At 63.5% G+C, this 19,273-nt stretch carries 17 protein-coding genes and 1 pseudogene; 4 read left to right on the top strand and 14 right to left on the bottom strand.

From position 1 onward, the window contains the following. Positions 1–154: 154 nt before the first annotated feature. Positions 155–2,815: an ATP-dependent chaperone ClpB gene (gene clpB / locus QRN04_RS05445; RefSeq protein WP_284975142.1), complete on the top strand. Its 2,661-nt coding sequence runs from the start codon at positions 155–157 to the stop codon at positions 2,813–2,815. Positions 2,816–2,835: 20 nt separating this feature from the next. On the opposite strand, the gene QRN04_RS05440 is transcribed toward clpB, so the two are convergent. Then, positions 2,836–3,468 carry a septum formation family protein gene (locus tag QRN04_RS05440; RefSeq protein WP_284975141.1) on the bottom strand — a complete coding sequence of 211 codons (633 nt, stop codon included), beginning with the start codon at positions 3,466–3,468 and terminating at the stop codon, positions 2,836–2,838. Positions 3,469–3,710: 242 nt separating this feature from the next. On the opposite strand from QRN04_RS05440, the gene QRN04_RS05435 reads away from it, so the two are divergent. Beyond that, positions 3,711–3,935: a DUF3073 domain-containing protein gene (locus QRN04_RS05435; RefSeq protein WP_284975140.1), complete on the top strand. Its 225-nt coding sequence runs from the start codon at positions 3,711–3,713 to the stop codon at positions 3,933–3,935. A gap of 181 nt (positions 3,936–4,116) precedes the next feature. Continuing rightward, positions 4,117–4,887, top strand: coding sequence for a VOC family protein (locus tag QRN04_RS05430; RefSeq protein ID WP_284975139.1), 771 nt, complete (start codon positions 4,117–4,119; stop codon positions 4,885–4,887). 83 nt (positions 4,888–4,970) lie between these two features. Here the strand turns inward: QRN04_RS05430 and purM are convergent, their stop codons facing one another. The 6 genes from purM to QRN04_RS05400 all read right to left on the bottom strand — a co-directional run bounded on the left by purM (position 4,971) and on the right by QRN04_RS05400 (position 10,095). After that, complete coding sequence (gene purM, locus QRN04_RS05425) at positions 4,971–6,122, bottom strand: phosphoribosylformylglycinamidine cyclo-ligase (protein ID WP_284975138.1); 1,152 nt, start codon at positions 6,120–6,122, stop codon at positions 4,971–4,973. Continuing rightward, complete coding sequence (gene purF, locus QRN04_RS05420; protein ID WP_284975137.1) at positions 6,119–7,753, bottom strand: amidophosphoribosyltransferase; 1,635 nt, start codon at positions 7,751–7,753, stop codon at positions 6,119–6,121. Before purF ends, purM begins: the two co-directional genes overlap by 4 nt. 135 nt (positions 7,754–7,888) lie before the next feature. Continuing rightward, on the bottom strand, positions 7,889–8,221 hold the full coding sequence (locus tag QRN04_RS05415) for a hypothetical protein (RefSeq protein WP_284975136.1): 333 nt from the start codon (positions 8,219–8,221) through the stop codon (positions 7,889–7,891). 45 nt (positions 8,222–8,266) lie between these two features. Next, positions 8,267–8,608 carry a hydroxyisourate hydrolase gene (uraH, locus tag QRN04_RS05410; RefSeq protein WP_284975135.1) on the bottom strand — a complete coding sequence of 114 codons (342 nt, stop codon included), beginning with the start codon at positions 8,606–8,608 and terminating at the stop codon, positions 8,267–8,269. Next, a complete protein-coding gene (uraD, locus tag QRN04_RS05405) occupies positions 8,605–9,114 on the bottom strand; it encodes a 2-oxo-4-hydroxy-4-carboxy-5-ureidoimidazoline decarboxylase (RefSeq protein WP_284975134.1) in 510 nt (169 codons plus the stop codon). Before uraD ends, uraH begins: the two co-directional genes overlap by 4 nt. Before the next feature lie 150 nt (positions 9,115–9,264). Further along, positions 9,265–10,095 (bottom strand): phosphatase PAP2 family protein, encoded by an 831-nt coding sequence (locus tag QRN04_RS05400; protein WP_284975133.1) that lies wholly within the window; start codon positions 10,093–10,095, stop codon positions 9,265–9,267. 130 nt (positions 10,096–10,225) lie between these two features. On the opposite strand from QRN04_RS05400, the gene QRN04_RS05395 reads away from it, so the two are divergent. Next, positions 10,226–11,323, top strand: a complete 1,098-nt coding sequence (locus QRN04_RS05395) for a pyridoxal-phosphate-dependent aminotransferase family protein (RefSeq protein ID WP_284975132.1) — start codon at positions 10,226–10,228, stop codon at positions 11,321–11,323. A gap of 57 nt (positions 11,324–11,380) precedes the next feature. Here the strand turns inward: QRN04_RS05395 and bcp are convergent, their stop codons facing one another. The 7 genes and pseudogenes from bcp to QRN04_RS05360 all read right to left on the bottom strand — a co-directional run bounded on the left by bcp (position 11,381) and on the right by QRN04_RS05360 (position 18,977). Continuing rightward, positions 11,381–11,848, bottom strand: a complete 468-nt coding sequence (gene bcp, locus QRN04_RS05390; protein ID WP_284975131.1) for a thioredoxin-dependent thiol peroxidase — start codon at positions 11,846–11,848, stop codon at positions 11,381–11,383. 95 nt (positions 11,849–11,943) lie between these two features. Then, the gene (locus tag QRN04_RS05385) at positions 11,944–12,696 is read right to left on the bottom strand and encodes a winged helix-turn-helix domain-containing protein (RefSeq protein WP_284975130.1); all 753 of its coding nucleotides are present in this window, start codon (positions 12,694–12,696) and stop codon (positions 11,944–11,946) included. Positions 12,697–12,706: 10 nt separating this feature from the next. Beyond that, the gene (gene allB / locus QRN04_RS05380; RefSeq protein ID WP_284975129.1) at positions 12,707–14,056 is read right to left on the bottom strand and encodes an allantoinase AllB; all 1,350 of its coding nucleotides are present in this window, start codon (positions 14,054–14,056) and stop codon (positions 12,707–12,709) included. Then, the gene (locus QRN04_RS05375; protein ID WP_284975128.1) at positions 14,049–15,227 is read right to left on the bottom strand and encodes a glycerate kinase; all 1,179 of its coding nucleotides are present in this window, start codon (positions 15,225–15,227) and stop codon (positions 14,049–14,051) included. The genes allB and QRN04_RS05375 overlap by 8 nt, the downstream gene beginning before the upstream one ends. A gap of 26 nt (positions 15,228–15,253) precedes the next feature. Further along, positions 15,254–17,029, bottom strand: a complete 1,776-nt coding sequence (gcl, locus tag QRN04_RS05370; RefSeq protein ID WP_284975127.1) for a glyoxylate carboligase — start codon at positions 17,027–17,029, stop codon at positions 15,254–15,256. A 106-nt stretch (positions 17,030–17,135) separates the two neighbouring features. Continuing rightward, positions 17,136–18,035 (bottom strand): annotated as a pseudogene (locus tag QRN04_RS05365) (2-hydroxy-3-oxopropionate reductase); the annotation flags it as partial. 138 nt (positions 18,036–18,173) lie between these two features. After that, positions 18,174–18,977, bottom strand: coding sequence for a hydroxypyruvate isomerase family protein (locus QRN04_RS05360; protein WP_284975126.1), 804 nt, complete (start codon positions 18,975–18,977; stop codon positions 18,174–18,176). Between the last annotated feature and the right edge of the window lie 296 nt (positions 18,978–19,273).

The raw sequence follows: 19,273 nt of genomic DNA, 5'->3' as shown, positions 1-19,273 counted from the left end.
CGCGTCCGGATTCAGCGTTGTTCACATAGCCACCCCTTTTTCTGGACAGGCCTTTCGCCGTGGGCAAACATGGAGACCAGAGCGGGTAAATCAAACTTGAGCGTAGTAGACTCAACTTTGAAAGCATTGGTCACACCCAGAAAGGGAGCACTCTTTGGACGTCAAATTCACCACCAAAAGCCAGGAGGCCCTTTCTGCGGCCGCCATGAATGCCTCCACCGCAGGCAACCCCCAGGTGGAGCCCGCGCACCTGTTGAAAGCCCTCATGGATCAGCGCGAAGGTGTGGCAGTGGCCCTTCTCAGGGCCACGGGCTCCGATCCGGACGCCGTCAGCGTGCAGGCCAGCTCGGCCATCAAGGCGCTGCCGTCGTCGTCCGGCACCTCCGTCCAGCAGGCCCAACTGTCCCGCCAGACCGTGCAGGCCATCCAAGCAGCCCAAAACGAGGCCGACAAACTGGGCGATTCCTTCGTCTCCACCGAGCACCTCCTGCTGGGACTCTCGGCCGGAAGTGATGCGGTAGGGAAGTTAATGCGCGACGCCGGGGCCTCCCACGAGGCACTGCTCGCCGCACTGCCTGGTGTGCGGGGCGATCGGAAAGTGAACTCGCCGGACCCGGAAAACACTTTCCAGGCGCTGGAGAAGTTCGGCACCGACCTCACCGCAGTGGCGCGTTCCGGCAAGCTGGACCCCGTGATCGGCCGCGATAGCGAGATCCGCCGTGTCATCCAAGTCTTGAGCCGCAGGACTAAGAACAACCCGGTGTTGATCGGCGAACCCGGCGTGGGTAAGACTGCCGTCGTCGAGGGCCTGGCACAGAGGATGGTGGCCGGTGACGTCCCGGAAAGCCTCCGCGGCAAGACCCTCATCGCTCTGGACCTTGCTTCGATGGTGGCCGGAGCCAAGTACCGCGGCGAGTTCGAGGAACGGCTCAAGGCCGTGCTGGAGGAGATCAAGAACTCCAACGGCCAGATCGTCACCTTTATCGACGAAATCCACACGGTGGTGGGTGCTGGTGCCACCGGCGAGAGTGCCATGGATGCTGGCAACATGCTCAAGCCCATGTTGGCCCGCGGTGAGCTGCGCCTGATTGGTGCCACCACCTTGGATGAGTACCGGGAGAACATCGAGAAGGACCCTGCGTTGGAGCGGCGTTTCCAGCAGGTCTACGTGGGCGAGCCGAGCGTTGAGGACACCATCGGCATTCTTCGCGGCCTCAAGGAGCGCTACGAGGCGCACCACAAGGTGGCCATTGCCGACTCCGCCCTGGTAGCTGCAGCAACCCTGTCCAACCGCTACATCTCCGGCCGCCAACTTCCGGATAAAGCCATCGACCTCGTGGACGAGGCAGCGTCCCGGCTGCGCATGGAGATCGATTCCGCGCCCGAAGAGATTGACCAGCTCCGCCGCGCCGTCGACCGTTTGACCATGGAGGAACTGGCGCTGCAGAACGAGACCGACCCGGCCTCGGTAGAGCGGCTGGCTGCCCTCCGCGCGGACATGGCGGACAAGAAGGAAGAGCTGAACGCCCTGAACGCGCGGTGGGAAGCGGAAAAAGCCGGCCTCAACCGCGTGGGTGACCTCAAGGCGAAGATCGACGAGTTGCGCTCGGCGCAGAAGAAGTACGAGCAAGAGGGCGACCTGGAATCGGCGTCGCGCATCCTCTACGGTGAGCTGCCCGCGCTGGAGCGTGAGCTAAGTGCCGCAGCCGAAGAGGAAGCCCGCACCAGCGGCGAGAACAAGCCTGAGCTCATGGTTGCCGAGGACGTCACGGCGGATGATATCGCCGAGGTCATTTCGGCCTGGACCGGCATCCCGGCCGGCCGCATGCTGCAAGGCGAATCCCAGAAGCTTCTCCACATGGAAGAGGAGCTGGGCAAACGCCTGATTGGCCAGGGCAAAGCCGTCCAGGCTGTGTCCGACGCCGTGCGCCGTGCCCGTGCCGGTATCAGCGATCCCAACCGTCCCACGGGTTCGTTCCTCTTCCTGGGACCGACGGGCGTCGGTAAGACTGAGCTGGCGAAGGCCTTGGCGGACTTCCTCTTCGATGACGAGCGCGCCATGATCCGGATCGACATGTCCGAGTACAGCGAGAAGCACGCTGTGGCCCGCCTCGTGGGTGCACCTCCGGGATACGTGGGCTACGAGGAAGGCGGCCAGTTGACGGAAGCCGTCCGTCGTCGTCCGTACTCTGTGGTGCTGCTCGATGAAGTGGAAAAGGCCCACCCGGAGGTCTTCGACATCCTCCTGCAGGTGCTCGACGACGGCCGGCTCACCGATGGGCAGGGCCGCACCGTGGATTTCCGGAACACGATCCTGGTATTGACCTCCAACTCGGGAAGCCAGTTCCTGGTGGACGCGAACCTCGATGCCACCTCAAAGCGCGAGGCTGTCATGGCCGTAGTCCAAAGCTCGTTTAAGCCCGAGTTCCTGAACCGCCTCGACGAGATTGTCCTGTTTGACCCGCTGTCCGTGGATGAACTCGCCCAAATTGTCGAGTTGCACGTAGCTGAACTGGCCAAACGGCTGCGCGATCGCCGCCTGAGCTTGGAAGTCTCTGACGGAGCCCGCGCTTGGCTTGCCATGTCGGGTTACGATCCCGCCTACGGTGCGCGGCCGTTGCGCCGGCTGGTCCAGCGCGAGATCGGCGACCGCCTGGCAAAGGAGATCCTCGCGGGGGAGATCGCCGACGGAGACACGGTCCTGGTGGACACGGCCGCCGACCTGGACGAACTCACGATTGAGGGCCTTGAAGCATTGTCGGCCCCCGACGGCGGCCCGACGGTGGGTGCGGGCCTCACCGTCCGACGGAAGTAGGGACGAAGCATCGCCTCAGGCTACTTTTTGAGGACGTCGTCCTTGATGGTGTTCCCTGAGTCCACCACGATGAAGCAATCAACGCGGCGGTCGCCACGGTCCCAGCTGCTGGAGCTGGGGTAGACGTTCTGCTGGAGCAACTGGTAGTTCGCGGCCGCCGCGTTGAGTGTCGCCCCGTGGCAGACCTCGCGGCCCTTCTCGCCGAGGGCCTTGGTTCCCGGGAAGGAATCGTCCGCGCCATAGTTGAACACAGCCACAAGTTGCGCTGAGTGTGGGGTGTTGCACGCCACCGCCTTGGCGGTCGCGTTGTTCGGGTTGAAGTCGGCAAAACACTCGCCAGCTTGGAAGTTTTTTGCGGCCTCGTCGCGCGGCAGCGGTCCTTGGCTTGCCGAGGTCGTGGGGGCGGGGCTTCCGCCCGCCTCGGGGTGGCTGCCAAGCACGTTCAGGAGGGTCCAGATAACCACGCCGATCAGCACGAGCACACCCACAACGATTGCGGCGATGATGAGCCTTTGCCGCATGATGGGGTTCGTTGAGGACTTGACTGGCAAATCCTCTGATGGATCCTGCCTTTGATCCTCGGGAAAGGAAGGCGCCCACGCGGACGTGTCCGACGGTGAGCTTTCCGACGGCGGAATGTTGTCTTGGGTCATGTCCCGGTGTGTGCCTTCCTGCTCTGGAGCCGCATTGAAGCAGACTCTACCCAATTTTGGGGACCTTTGGAGGTGCTGAACCCGGGTTTAACCCGGGGCGGGTCCCTCGGGCGACGCCGATGGCACACGGGCACCCCTGAAAGCATGTAATCTAGACATACGACAAATTGACCAAACATTCCGGGGCCTCACCGATAGCCAAGGTGACCACCTCCGGTCCAAGTACAAAAGGGGGTCACGCCATGGGGCGCGGCCGTCAAAAGGCAAAAGCTACCAAGCAGGCTCGGGACATTAAGTATTACTCCCCGAACACTGACTATTCGGCACTTGAGCGGGAGCTCACGGGTCCGTCCAGTCGTGTAAAGAGCCACTTCCCGGACGATCCTCCGGAGCCCGACTACTCGGCCTACGAGGATAAGTACGCGGATGATGATGACGACGAGGTAGACACCCGCCGTATCGGATAGCTGTCGTAAACACCAAGTGCCTTTGGCGCTGTGTTGCGAACCGCCGTCGTACATCAGGTCGTCGCGCATCTCCGGATGCCGTATATCTCTTGAGAAGGGCCCTCGGGCGCGCTGAAATTTGGCGTGCCCGGGGGTCTTTTTTGCGTAGTCTGGACTTTGAACCTCGTGAAGGGAGTTTCGTGTGACCACGCGCAAACATTACGCCAACGGTGAGCCGTGCTGGGCCGACCTCCAAACGCCGGACGTCCCTGCGGCCAAGGACTTCTACCAGGCTCTGTTCGGTTGGAGATATGAGGACCTTCCAACACCGGACGGGCGCAGCTACGCCCAGGCCTTTGTCGGAGATGACTTGGTGGCTGTGATTGCGCCCCAAAATCCGATGCAACAAGCCGCCGGGACGCACGGGCAGTGGAACATCTACATCGCTGCGACGGATGCGGAGGAAGTAGCCGAGGACAGTGTGCACGCCGGGGGAAAACTGGAGTTCGGGCCTGAGGCAGTCGCGGACACGGGTACGCTCGCGTTCATTGAGCCGCCTGGGGGCGGCACCACCGGCATCTGGCAGGCCGGCACGCATCGGGGCAGCCACCTTTTCAACGAGCCCGGGGCGTTGGCCTGGGCCGAGCTCCTGACGCCCGAGCCGCAGGCCGCCGTCGGCTTCTTCCAGCAGCTGTTCGGTTATCAGGTCACCGAATATCCACAGGACGACGGCGCGAATTACAGTACGCTGCTGGTCAATGGTGACGAGGTCGCCGGGATAGTTCCTGCCGATGCCGGCGAGGACGCCAGCTGGCAGGTGTACTTTGCCGTGGCTGACGTCCGGAAAGCCGTGGAGGCCGCGGTTGCCGCTGGGGGAGAGGCCATAGTGGAGCCTGAGGAGAAGCCGGAAAGCGGATCCCTCGCCACCATCCAGGACCCGCAGGGTGGAGTGCTGAGCCTGATCCAGGTCTAACCCCTGATCCAGGTCTAAATCAAAGAGCGGCCGGCCAGTTGGGATCAACTGGCCGGCCGCTCTTTCAGAAGGCGGTAAGACGCCTAGGCGTAGGCGTTCACCAGACGGACGGCGCCGCCGTCGACGCCTTTGGCGCCCTGGACGTAGTCCGGACCGGTCTTGTCGATCGAGTCGCTGTTGGACGACACGGTGCCCATGACCCATGACGGCAGTCCGCGGTCGTTGAGGCGGGCTACCGCAGCGTCGGCAACCTCGGGGGACACGATGGCGATCATGCCAACGCCGAGGTTCAGTGTGCGCTCCAGGTCAGACAGGGGAACGTTCCCCAACTCAGAGACCAGCTTGAAGATCGCCGGCAATTCCCACGTGCTGCGGTCAACCGTGGCCACCAGGCCCTGGGGCAGGACGCGGGCCAGGTTGGCGGCCAGGCCACCACCGGTGACGTGGCTGAAGCCGTGCACTGCTGCGCCGCCGCTCAGCGGGAACGCGCGGGTCAGGTCCAGGCAATCGGCCGCGTACACGCGGGTGGGCTCCAAGAGCTCTTCACCCAAGGTCCGTCCGAGCTCGGAAACCTGGCGGTCCAGTGCCCAACCGGCGTGGTTGATGACCCGGCGAACCAGGGAGTAGCCGTTGGAGTGCAGGCCCGAGGAGGCCATGCCGATCACCACGTCACCTTCGCGTACGCGGTCCGGGCCGAGCAGCGCGTCAGCTTCGACCACGCCGGTAGCGGCTCCGGCGACGTCGTATTCGTGCTCACCCAGAAGGCCCGGGTGCTCGGCGGTTTCGCCGCCCACAAGGGCAGTACCCGCAACGGAACAAGCCGCAGCGATACCACGGACGATGTCAGCGATGCGCTCCGGAACAACCTTGCCGCAAGCGATGTAGTCGGTCATGTAGAGCGGCTCGGCACCCACCACGACGATGTCATCGACCACCATGCCCACGAGGTCGAAACCTATGGTGTCGTGGATGTCCATGGCCTGTGCGATGGCAACCTTGGTGCCCACGCCGTCCGTGGAAGTAGCCAGCAGCGGCTTCTTAAAGGTCAGCAGCTTGGAGACGTCGTACAGGCCAGCGAAACCGCCGACGCCGCCAATCACCGAGGTGTTGTGGGTCGCCTTGATGGCACCCTTCATCAGTTCGACGGCGCGGTCTCCCGCTTCGACGTCGACACCTGCCGAAGCATAGGTGATGCCGTTCGCGGCGTTTCCAGCGGCAGGGGTTGCGGAGGTCATACGGGCTCTTTCTTGTCGGCGTCGGTCAAACGATCAGCGTCGGTCAGCAGGTTCTCGAATTCGGCGTCCGGTCCCGGATCGCAACCCGTGGCGCCCGGCTTCTCGGCCGGGTCCTCGGAATCGGCAACTTCGTCAGTCGCGGACTCCGCCGGAGCCAGTCCACCCAAATCCGTGCGCTCCAGCAAGTTCTTGCCCAGCTTGTCAGCATGCGGAAGTTCGATGGGGTACTTGCCGGTGAAGCACGCCGTGCACAACCGTTCACGCGGCTGCTGCGTGGCGCCGATCATGCCGTCTTCGGAAATGTACGCGAGCGAGTCAGCACCGATGGCTTGGGAGATCTCGTCGATCGTGGCACCGTTGGCGATCAGCTCTGCACGGGATGCGAAGTCGATGCCGTAGAAGCAAGGCCACTGGACCGGCGGGGAAGAAATCTTCACGTGTACCGCGGCGGCACCGGCTTCGCGCAGCATCCGGACGATGGCGCGCTGCGTGTTGCCGCGAACGATCGAGTCATCCACCACAACAATGCGCTTGCCACGGATCACTGATTCCAAGGCGTTGAGCTTGAGCCGGATACCGAGCTGGCGCAGTGTCTGTGAAGGCTGGATGAACGTGCGGCCCACATAGGCGTTCTTCACAAAGCCGTGCGCAAAGGGGATGCCCGATTGCTCAGCGTAGCCAACAGCGGCCGGAGTGCCGGACTCGGGAACGGGAATGACAAGGTCTGCCTCGTGCGTGTTCTCACGGGCCAGCTGGCGGCCCATTTCAACGCGGGCCTCGTACACGGAACGGCCGGCAATGGCAGCATCCGGGCGGGCAAGGTAGACGTACTCAAAGACGCAACCCGCAGGAGTCGCCTCGGCGAAGCGCTGCGAACGGACGCCGTCCTCGTCAATGGCAATGAATTCGCCGGGCTCGATCTCGCGGATGAAGCTGGCGCCAACAGTGGCCAGGCCGGCCTGCTCGGAAGCGACAACCCATCCCCGCTCCAGGCGGCCCAGGCACAGCGGGCGAATGCCGTAGGTGTCCCGGGCGGCGTAGAGCGTTCCTTCATCCATGAAGACGAAGCAGAATCCACCCTTGATCTTGGGGAGCAGCTCAAGCGCAGTCTGCTCAAGGGTTTTGCCCTCTTCGCCTTCAAGGAGGGCAGTCACCAGTGCCGTGTCCGAGGTGTTGCCCTGCTTCATTTCACCGGTGAGCTGGCCATCGTTGCGCCCCAGGATCATTTCCCGGAGCTCAGCAGTGTTGGTCAGGTTGCCATTGTGGGCCAAGGCAACGGTGCCCGTCGCGGTCGCACCCAAGGTGGGTTGCGCGTTGGCCCAGTGGCTTGCACCGGTGGTGGAGTACCGGCAATGGCCTACAGCCAAGTGACCGGTGAGGGTATTCAGGGTTGTCTCGTCAAAGACCTGGGACACGAGGCCCATGTCCTTGTAGACATTGATGCGCTTGCCGTCACTGGTAGCAATACCAGCCGACTCTTGTCCGCGGTGCTGCAGCGCATACAGCCCGTAATAGGTGAGTTTTGCTACTTCTTCACCGGGAGCCCAAACCCCGAAGACGCCACAAGCGTCCTGGGGGCCTTTTTCGCCGGGGAGAAGATCATGAGAAAGTTTTCCGTCGCCACGTGCCACTGGTCGATTGTCTCATGTTGTGGCCGTGGTACGTTCCCGCTCAGCTTATGTGACCGCCAAAACAGCCTGTTCGGGCAAAAATGCGGCGAGTTTCACATTCGCACCTGCACCGGGATGACTCTTCAGTAGACCTGGTTAGTTGACGCCGTCGTCGTCGGGTCCTGCATCCGGAACCGAATCCGCAACGGCCTCCACGACGGCGCGTTCCGCCCGCTTCACGCTCATCCGGTCCAGGATGAGGGCGAGGATCGAGAAGAGGATGACCCCGCCGCCGATGCAGACGATCAGGAAAAAACCGAAGACCGTGCTTGCATCGTAGGCGGGGTCGGCCGGGCGGCCGTAGGCAATAATCGCGGCGACTATGGCGCCCACCACCGCGCCAAGAATCATGAACGGTACGAACTTGGGCGCCCGGCGAACCGTAATCTCGCGGTGGGCGGTGCTGGGGGTGGTGTCCTCTGAAGCCATGCCTTAAAGCCTACCGTTCCGCTGGTGCCGCCTCGGCGGCGGCTGTTAGCTTCCGCGGTAGGTGGAGAAAGCGAACGGGCTGAGCAGGAGCGGCACGTGGTAGTGCTCACCGGCGTCGGAAACCGTGAAGTTCAAGTCGACCTCCGGAAAGAACGTTTCGGTGCCCAGGGCCTCGTAATACGCGCCGGTGGCGAAGTTCAGGCGGTAGGCGCCGCCAGGAATTCGTTCCGGGCCGAGCGTCTTGATGCGGCCGTCCGCGTCGGTCTCGCCCTTGGCCACCAAAGTCCAGTCGCTGCCCTCGCGCACATAAAGTATGACGGCGACGCCCGCCGCCGGGCGGCCGGAACCTGTGTCCAGGATGTGGGTTGTTACCTGCGAAACGGTCATGCGTTCACTCCTTCGCTGATCAGCCCGGCGAGCCGCAGCAATGCGATCTCCCGGAGCTGGCCGGCCACAATGATGTCTTCTTCTTCGGGGGTATGGGTGAGGCGTTCCTGCAGGGCACCCAGGATTTCCTGGGCGCTCCGGCCGGCAGCACGGATCAGGAACACCCTGCCGAACTTCTCTTCATAGGCCAGGTTGCCCTCGGCCAATGCGGCAGTGGTTCCACTATCTCCGGGGTCCACACCGGCCTGTTCCGAGCGCGACATTGCGGCTTCGGTTGTCTGAGCCTTTGGGCGTTCGCCAATCCGGGGGTGATGGGCCAAAGCCGACTCCGCCTCGTCCGGTGTGAAGGGCTCGGCGGCCTTCCGGGCCCGGGCGAGCAACTCGTCCAGGCTGGCGAACGGACGGGCGTCCACGACGTCGTTGACCCAGCGGCTGATGTCCAGGCAGGGCGTCAGGATCCTGATGGCCTCACCGCGGTCAACACTGTTGAATACTGCAAGCTCCATGCTTGTCATCCTCGTGCAAATGCTGGCATCCATGGTGTTGGCTATGCGGAACTCCAGCTGGCAGCAGGAGGAAGCAGTGACTTCTACTTCCGCATCATGGAACTGTTATTTCAGCATACGTAATAGTCAAGCCGAGGATGAGCCCTGGTGTCAAGAGACTACGTGCTCTGCGTGTCTGGCGCGAACCGTGAGGTAGAGCCGATGGGCGGTGATGACCAAGGCCAGCCATGCGATGCCCAAAGCCCACGCCGCCAGAACGTCGGTCAGCCAGTGATGGCCGAGGTACACCCTGCTCAGCCCGATGGTGATGGCGAACGCCGAGGCGACCAGTATGGTGACTACCCTGGCTCGGGTGGTCTCCAGTCGGAGGATGATGATGTAGGCCACGATGCCGGCGATCACGATCGAATTGAGGGAGTGGCCGCTAGGGAACGACGGCGAGTGCTCGTACGGTGGGACGGCGTCGCTGAGGTTCGGACGGGCACGGCCAAAGAGTTGCTTGCCCGCAATGGTCATGAGCAAGGAGCCTAGTCCCGCAGTGACAATCAAGATAACCGGCGTCCAGGATCGCCTGCGCAGGGCCAGCCAAATCATGATGACGACGGCGATGATGGGCATGCCGATGGTGCCGCCGATATCCGTATATGCCGTTACGGCCACATTCAGGGCCGGCGATCTGACGCTCTTGGCGGCGTCCAGTACGGGATGATCCAATCCGGCGACGCCGTCGGCCTCAGTCACTGATTCGTAGACCTCACCGAACACCAAGGCCAAGGCAAGCACCACCGCAAGGCCGACGGCGAGCGTGATGACCAGCGCGGCGTAGGGGCCAAGGAAGGCCGTGATCCGCTGGGCGATCCTGACCATGAATCGGCCGATGGGGGACTTCCAGCGAGTGAGATCCTGCCCGCCGACAAAGCGGTCCTGGTTCACCTCACCACGAACGCCCGTTTCCGGCGTTTTAGGCTCTTGGGCGGTCACTGTGGTCCTTTGCTCGGGGCGGACTCCATATTAGTGAGTAACCTTAGCATTTTGCTCTTGGGGCTTCCTGGGCGGCTCGCCCGACGCTCCTGGCTGGGGCAGAATGGCGTCAACAGCTAAGGAGTTCCCCATGCCAGACATCCTGACGTCCCGGTTTCTGTTCGGTCCGGGGCCGAGCAATTGCTACCCGGAAGCCATGGCCGCTTTGGCATACCCGGTGTTGGGGCACCTCGACCCCGTGTTCATCGATCGGCTGGACCGGACGTGTGAAGGCCTGCGCGCCGTTTGGGGCACCTCGAACGCCCGCACCCTGCCGTTGAGTGCCACCGGTTCCGGCGGCATGGAGGCAGCTTTCGTGAACACCGTTTCCGACGGCGACGTGGCGGTCATCGCCGTCAACGGGCTCTTCGGTGAGCGGATGTGCGAGGTTGCCCGCCGCTGCGGGGCCACGGTGGTCCGTGTGGATCACCAGTGGGGCCAACCCGTGGACGCCGAACGAGTGCTTTCGGCGCATCCGAATCCGAAGGTCATAGCCGCCGTCCATGCCGAGACTTCCGTCGGCGTGCTCTCGGATATAGCCGCCCTTGGCGCTGGCAAGGGTGACGCCCTGCTGATCACCGATGCCGTGACGTCCATCGGCGGACTGGAACTGCGCGCAGACGACTGGGGGATCGACGTCGGATATGCAGGGACCCAGAAGTGCCTGGGCGTCCCACCGGGTCTCTCACCGTTCACGGTGTCCGATCACGCGTTCGAGCGTCGGGTGAAGGAACCGCGATCGTGGTACCTCGATATTGGCCTGCTCGGCGGGTACGTCGGAGCCGCGAGCGGCGCCAGGACGTATCACCACACGGCTCCGGTCACTATGATCGCCGGACTCGAGGCGGCACTGGACCGGATCCTCGCCGAAGGCCTGGATGTGGTCCAGGCGCGGCATCACGCTGCCGGGACGGCGTTGCAGGATGGGCTGCAGGAGATGGGGCTCGAATTGTTCGCGGAAGAAGGGTCGCGGCTGCCAAGCCTCACCACAGTCAAGGTGCCCGACGGCGTCAGCTCGGCCGCGGTGCGAAGTTACCTTCTGGAGAACTTCAGCATGGAAATTGGCTCGGGGGTTGGCGCGTATGCGGACACGGTGTGGCGGATCGGCATGATGGGCCCGAACGCCAACCCGGCATCAGTGACCTTGGTGTTGGGTGCCCTGAAAGAGGCCATCGCGAAAAGCATGTAACGCCCGCTCACATTTGCGAGCGGGCGTTACAGGAAATGTGCAGTTATGCGGAGAGGGCTAGACTCCGAGCTCTTCCTTGAGCGCTTGGACATGGCCCTTGGCGCTGACCTGGTACTGGGTGAGCTTCACTGTGCCTTCGCCGTCGAGCACAACGGTGGAGCGGACCAGGCCTTCGACGATTTCGCCGTCGACCAGCTTCTCACCCCAGGCGCCGTATGCCCGGGCCACGGCGTGGTCCTCATCGGAGAGCAGCGGGAATGTGAGGGCAAATTCGCCTGTGAACTTGGCGAGGGCTTCCGGGGCGTCCGGGGAGATCCCGATGACGTCGTAACCGTTTCCCTGCAAGCTGGCGAGGTTGTCGCGGAAATCGCAGGCCTCGGTGGTGCAGCCCGGGGTTGCAGCCTTGGGGTAGAAGTAGACGATGACGTTGCGTCCGCGGTAATCGGACAGCGAGACCTTGGTGCCGTCGGCGTCGAGAAGCGCGAAATCAGGTGCTTGCGTTCCGACGAGGAGTTTGTGGGTCATGGCGATCCTTTACATTCAACCGGTGTGCACCGGCGGTTATTCAAACAACAGCGATCTTTCACAGTGCGGAGCTCTGACTGCCTATAACAACGGCGTCAGATGCTGTATTCCGCAGGTCCGCGCACGGTGGCATAGGGGCCTGGCACGAACTGGTAGCCGCCACCACGGACGGTGGAGACAGTGTGGCGGGCACTTCCGAGCTTCCGCCGCACTCTTCCAACATAAACGTCGATCGAGCGAAATGCTGCGCCGGGAAGGTCAAATGACTCCAGGAAGCGTTGCAATTCTTCACGACTGATGGCCCGTGAGCAGTTCACCACCAGGTAGCGCAGCAGCTTGTATTCCATGCCAGTAAAGGCAACGGGCTCACCGTCGAGCAGTACTACTTCAGCGGCGAGGTCGATTGCAACTTGGCTGCGACGGGCTGCCAACGTTACGGGCTCGACGCCGGTGCTAGCGCCAGCGGCGTCGCCTTCAGTCAGGGCGTCGGCAAGCGTCACGCTGCCCGGCCCCGAAAGGTGGTTACCGGCGTCGGCGGCTTCCTGCGGAGTGCCGCCCCAGGAAGTGTCACCGACGCCGGAGTGCTCTGCCCCGGTGGCGGGCCAGATGCGGACTTCCGCCTCCGGGGCAAGTTTCATGGCGCGGGCAAGCACCAAGCGGGCGGCCCGCTCCCAGACCTCAGGGTCGAGCTCGTCGCCCTCGGCAGGGTTGACCCACAGCGCCAGGCCTCTTGCGCTCAGGCCCGGTCTGCTCAGGCCATTCGTGCTCAGGCTGGTGCCACGCCGCGCGGCGGAACCGCGTGCTGCGGGTCCTCGCGAGGGCGGCGGCCCGTAAGCATTCACTGCCATGGCAGTGGGCCTACACGTTACCGCGGCGGAGCAGTTTGCCGCCGGGGTTCTGGCCGTCGATCGGGGTGCCGCGCAGGTAGGTTTTGCGGACGACGCCGGCCAGCGGACGGCCGTCGTACGGCGTGATCGGGTTCTTGTGCTTGAGCTTGGTCACGTCCACCACGAACGCTTCATCCGGGGCGAAGATGGAGAAGTCGGCGTCGTAGCCCAGGGCGAGCTGTCCCTTGGTCTGCAGTCGGGCCAGAGCGGCGGGCTTCTCGGACATCCAGGAGACCACCTGTTCCAACGGGATCCCGCGGTGGCGGGCTTCGGTCCAGATCAGGGACAAGCCCAGCTGCAGGGAGGAAACGCCGCCCCAGGCCACGGCGAAGTCGCCGTTTTCCAGGTCCTTCAGGTCCAAGGTAGAGGGGGAGTGGTCCGAGACGATGCAGTCGATGGTGCCATCCTGCAGGCCCTTCCACAGGAGCTCCCGGTTAGAGGCTTCGCGGATGGGCGGGCAGCACTTGTAGGCCGTGGCGCCGTCCGGGATTTCCTCGGCCATGAGTGTCAGGTAGTGCGGGCACGTCTCAACCGTGAGGTTGACGCCGTCGCGCTTTGCGGAGGCGATCATCGGCAGCGCGTCCGAGGACGAGAGGTGCAGGATGTGGGCGCGGGCGCCGGTCCACCGTGCGCGCTCGATGACCTCGGCAATGGCCTTGTTCTCGGCGCCGCGGGGGCGGGAGGCGAGGAACGTTTCGTAGTGGTCACCGCCCGGGTGCGGTGCGCGGTCGATCGCGTGGGAGTCCTCTGCGTGCACGATCATCAGGGAGTCGAAGGACTTGAGCTCAGCCATGTCCTCTTCCATTTCGTCCGCTTCAAGGTGCGGGAATTCGTCCACGCCGGAGTGCAGGAGGAAGCACTTGAAGCCGAACACGCCTTCGTCGTGCAGCGGGCGGAGATCCTTTTTGTTGCCGGGAATGGCGCCGCCCCAGAATCCGACGTCAACGAACGCCTGATCCTTGGCTACCACGCGCTTCTGCTCCAGGCCGTCAACGCTGGTGGTGGGCGGGATGGAGTTCAACGGCATGTCGATGATGGTGGTCACGCCACCGGCGGCTGCTGCGCGGGTGGCTGAAGCGAAGCCTTCCCACTCGGTGCGGCCGGGCTCGTTGACGTGGACGTGGGTGTCCACGAGGCCGGGGATGAGGGTTTCGTCGTCTGCGAGTTCGATGACCTCGTTGCCGGTCAGTCCGTTGCCGAGGGGTTCGATCGCGACGATAACGCCATCGCGAATGCCGACTTCGCGGGCAGTGATTCCGGCGGTGGTCAGGATGCGCTGGCCCCGGATAACGAGGTCATAGGCGCCGATTGCTTCAGACATTGATGTACTCCTTGTTTTCGGTCCGTTCCGCCAGGTACACGCCTATGTGCTTACCTAATTGTTCAAGCAGCGGACCTGCTTGGGCGATACATTGTTGGACGTCTTTTTCCAGATCGGTCAGGGCATGGACCGTGTGGAAGCCGGCATCCGTGAGTTGGTCCCGGCTCAGGGTACTCCGGCCGCACACCGCGATCACGGGAACCCCGTTCCGTTGCGCCGCCCGGGAGACACCCATGGGCGTCTTGCCGAGCAGGCTTTGTTCATCCAGGCTGCCTTCTCCGGTGATCACCAGATCGGCGCCCTTCAGCCTCTGTTCGAGGTCGGTGAATTCAAGCACGACGTCGATGCCCGGCCGCCGCTCTGCCTTCAGTGCCGCGATGGCGATGTAGCCGACGCCGCCCGCTGCTCCGGCGCCCTCTGCTTTGGCTGCGTACTTGGCTGCGAACTTTGCTTGTTGGCCGGTTGTTGCTGCCAAGACCTCGACGAAGTGGCTCAGCGCCGCGTCCAGTTCGGCGACGTCGTCCGGCGTCGCGCCCTTTTGCGGACCGAAGATGGCTGGGGCTCCACTCGCCCCCAAAAGGGGATTGTCGACGTCGGACGCCAACACGAACTCCGTGGCTTCGATGCGGACGTCGAAGTTGGAGAAGTCGATGGTCTCCAGCCTTGCCAGTGCGGCGCCACCGCCGGGGAGCTCGTTGCCGTTCTTGTCGAGAAAGACTGCGCCGAGGCCTTGGAGGACTCCCGCGCCGGCGTCGGTGTTGGCGCTCCCGCCCACACCCAGGATGATCTTGCGGCAACCGAGGTCCAGCGCGGCTCGGATGAGTTCGCCGGTTCCAAGGCTGGTGGCGTTTTTGGCGGTTTCGCTGGTTGGGCCCTCGGGGAGGAGGGCGAGGCCGGAAGCTGCCGCCATTTCGATGACAGCTTCCTGATCCCGGATTGCGAAGTCGGCCTTGACCGGTTCGCCGAGCGGGCCGGCGACGGTGGTGGTCCTGCGGGTGAAGCCGGAACCGATGGCGGCGTCGATGGTTCCTTCGCCGCCGTCGGCCACCGGAATGTGTGTTGCCTCCAAACCTTGCCCGAACCCCGCCAGCAGGCCTGTTGCCAGGTGCTTGGCGACGTCGGGCGCGGACAGCGAGCCCTTGAATTTGTCCGGGGCGATGACAACACGCATTCCGGTGCCTCCCTTCTTACTGTTATTTACGCTTTGGTGAGGATCGCAGTGGGGGCGTCCTCAGCGGTTTCGGCCAGCTCTTCGAACTCGTTCACGCCGTTGATCTCAACGCCCATGGAGATGTTGGTGATCTTTTCCAGGATCACTTCGACAACCACGGGAACCTTGAACTCGCCCATCAGTGCCTTGGCCTTGTCGAAGGCGGCGGGCAGGTCGTCCGGGTTCTCAACGCGGATGGCCTTGCAGCCCAAGCCCTCGGCAACCTTGATGTGGTCAACGCCGTAGCCGTTTGTCTCGGGGGAGTTGATGTTTTCGAAGGCCAGGGAAACGTTCTGTTCCATGTTGAAGCCGCGCTGGCTCTGACGGATCAGGCCCAGGTAGCTGTTGTTTACAACCACGTGGATGTACGGCAGGTTGAACTGTGCGCCCACAGCCAGTTCCTCGATCATGAACTGGAAGTCGTAGTCACCGGACAGTGCAACAACGGTCGCGTCCGGGGTTCCCCGAACCACGCCGAGGGCTGCGGGACCGGTCCAACCCAGTGGACCGGCCTGCCCTGCGTTGATCCACTTGCGGGCACCAAAGACGTGCAGCATCTGTGCACCGGCGATCTGCGACAGGCCAATGGTGGACACGTAGGTGGTGTCGCGGCCGAAGGCCTTGTTCATCTCCTGGTACACGCGCTGCGGCTTGATCGGCACGTTGCTGAAGTTGGTCTTGCGGTGCAGGGAGCCCTTGCGCTCCTGGCATTCGGCAACCCAGCCCGAGTAGTCCGGCAGGGTCTTTGCTGCCTGGCGCTCACGGGCCAGCTCTAACAGACCGTCCAGCGCCGCACCGGCGTCGGACGCAATGCCCAAGTCCGGGGAGAAAACGCGACCGATCTGCGTCGGCTCGATGTCGATGTGCACGAACTTACGGCCAGCCGTGTAGGTGTCCAGGCCGCCGGTGTGGCGGTTGGCCCAACGGTTGCCGATGCCGATCACGAAGTCGCTCTGCAGGAACGTCTCGTTGCCGTAGCGGTGCGAGGTCTGCAGGCCAACCATGCCGGCCATCAGCTGGTGGTCATCCGGGATGGCGCCCCAACCCATCAGCGTGGGGATAACGGGAACGTTCAGGATCTCGGCCAGCTCAACCAACTGGGCCGAAGCGCCCGCGTTGATGATGCCGCCACCGGCAACGATCAGCGGGTGCTTGGCCGCGGTCAGCAGATCCAAAGCCTTCTCGAGCTGCTTGCGGGAAGCCTTGGGCTTCTCTACCGGCAGGGGCTCGTAGGCGTCGATGTCGAACTCGATCTCAGCCATCTGAACGTCGATGGGCAGGTCCAGCAGAACCGGGCCCGGGCGACCCGAACGCATCAGCTGGAACGCCTTCTGGAACGCGCCGGGAACCTGGCCCGGCTCCAGGATGGTCATCGCGAACTTGGTGAGCGGCTTGGCGATGGACTCAATGTCCACAGCCTGGAAGTCTTCCTTGTGCAGCTTGGCAACAGGTGCCTGGCCGGTGATGCAGAGCATGGGGATCGAGTCAGCCTGGGCTGCGTACAGGCCAGTGATCATATCCGTGCCGGCGGGGCCGGACGTGCCGATGCAGATGCCGATGTTGCCATCAGCTGCCCGGCTGTAACCATCAGCCATGTGGCTTGCGCCTTCAACGTGGCGGGCCAGCGTGTGGCGGATGCCGCCGTGGGCACGCATTGCCGAGTAGAACGGGTTGATGGCTGCGCCTGGCAGGCCGAACGCCTCGGTGGCGCCCTCCTTTTCCAGGATGGCGACTGCCGCATCAACTGTGCGCATCTTTGCCATGGTGTACTCCTTGAAAGTCTGTTTTTGGGTGTGGTGAGGGAGCCGCCGTCGTTATTTATGTACGACGGCGGGTTCCCTGCTGTGTGTTGCTAAGTTGCCTTCGGGCTTATTTACGGCCGCTGAGCTGGAGGACCTGCTTGAAGAGGCCCGAGTGGTCCAGGCCGCCGTCGCCTTGGTTGACGGTTGCGGCGACGAGCTGTGCGACGACGGCGCCGAGCGGGACAGCGACGTTGGCTTCGCGGGCTGCGGAGGTGACGATGCCGAGGTCCTTGTGGTGGAGGGCCAGGCGGAAGCCGGGGTCGAAGTTGCGATCGAGCATCTTCTGGCCCTTCTGGTCCAGGACCTTGGAGCCGGCCAGGCCGCCGCCGAGGACCTTCAGTGCTGCGTCGGTGTCTACGCCGTAAGCCTCGAGGAAGGCGATTGCCTCGCCGAGGACCTGGATGTTGACGGCCACGATCAGCTGGTTGGCTGCCTTGACGGTCTGGCCGGAGCCGGCTGGGCCGACGTGAACGATTGTTTTGCCCACTGCGTTGAGGACATCCTGTGCTGCCTCGAAGTCTGCCTTTTCGCCGCCGACCATGATGGACAGGACGGCGTCGATGGCGCCCTGCTCACCACCGGACACGGGAGCGTCGAGCGGGCGGATGCCGGCTGCTACGGCTTCTTCGGAGAGGCGCTTGGCGACGTCCGGGCGGATGCTGGAGGCGTCGATCCAGAGGGTGCCCTTCTTCGCGTTGGCGAAGACGCCGTCCTTGCCGCTGACAACACCCTCAACGTCGGGGGAGTCCGGGACCATGGTGATGACGACGTCGGCATCCTTGACTGCGTCCGCGATGCTGCTGGCACCCCGGCCGCCTTCGGAGACGAGCTTGTCGATCTTGTCCTGGCTGCGGTTGAATCCGGTGACCGTGTGGCCGGCCTTGACGAGGTTGATGGCCATGGGGAGGCCCATGATTCCGAGTCCGATGACTGCAACGTTGCTCATTGTGGTTCTCTTTCTGGGGAAGTCTGTGTGTCTGAAGTCTGTGTGTGTCTGTTAACTCGCGTGCGCTAACTCGGGTGTGCTTACCCAACTAGGGGACAGATAACGTCGCTATGGACGCTGAGTGGGGCGTTTGCTGTCCCCTAGTTGGGTGCGCAGTGGCTAGTTGGCGTCGGCGCGCTGGCGGATGGCCCAGCTGAAGGCCGATTCCTGCGGTTCCTTGTACTCGAGGCCGATGTAGCCGTCGTAGCCGAGTTCGCGGCTGCGGGCGATCCATTCGCCGAGGGGGAGCGTGCCGGTTCCGGGAGCGCCGCGGCCGGGGTTGTCGGCGATCTGGATGTGGCCGAAGTCCTTGGCGTGGTTCTCGATGACGGATTCGACGTCGTCGCCGTTGACTGCCAGATGGTAGAAGTCGGCGAGGAGCTTGATGTTCTGTGCACCGGATTCTGCCTTGACGCGGGCGATGACCTTGAGTGCGTCGTCGGCAGTAAGGAGCGGGTACTTGGGTGCGCCGCTGACCGGTTCGAGGAGGACGGTGCCGCCGATGCGGGCGACGCCTTCCGCTGCTGCGGCGAGGTTCTTTGCCGCGAGTTCGTCCTGCTCTTCAGGGGTGAACTCGTCCTGGCGGTTGCCGTAGAGGGCGTTGAAGGCCTTGCAACCGAGGCGCTCACCGATGCCGGCTACGACGTCGATGTTGTCCTTGAACTCGGAGCAACGGCCCTTCCAGGAAACCAGGCCACGGTCGCCGCCGGGCATGTTGCCGGCGTTGAAGTTCAGGCCCGTGAGCTGAACGCCGGCGTCCTTGATAGCTGTTTCAAACTCGGTTGTCTCTTTGTCGGTGGGAACCGAAGTGGCGAAGGGCCACCAGAACTCGACGGCGTCAAAACCGGCTGCCTTCGCGGCGGCGGGGCGCTCGAGCAAGGGCAGCTCCGTCAGGAGGATGGAGCAGTTCACTGTGTACGTCATCGTAGGTCCTTCCGAGGAGGGGCTTGGATCTATCCTCCGTTGCTTGGCTGCTGCCTTGTCGCCTGGCCTCAGTTTCCGCTTTGTGGAATTTAGATTCTGCTTTATGAAAAGTTTAGGGAAGGCGGGGGTGGGAGTCAAGGGGGTGGGTGAGGAGGTGGGTGTTTGGGGTACGGGAGGGCTCCGGGGCAGTCAACATTCCACGGCGGAAATCCATGGGCTGTTCAAGGCAGCCGAGAGTGGGTTGGGGTCGTCAAGGACGCGCCGTCGTTCGCCGTGATCCGCTGCCGAAGCCGACT

Origin of the sequence: Arthrobacter sp. efr-133-TYG-104 (assembly GCF_030208915.1) — a bacterium.
Taxonomy (GTDB): domain Bacteria; phylum Actinomycetota; class Actinomycetes; order Actinomycetales; family Micrococcaceae; genus Arthrobacter.
Note: the sequence above shows the minus strand (reverse complement) of the source record. Positions and strands in the feature narration are given on the sequence as shown.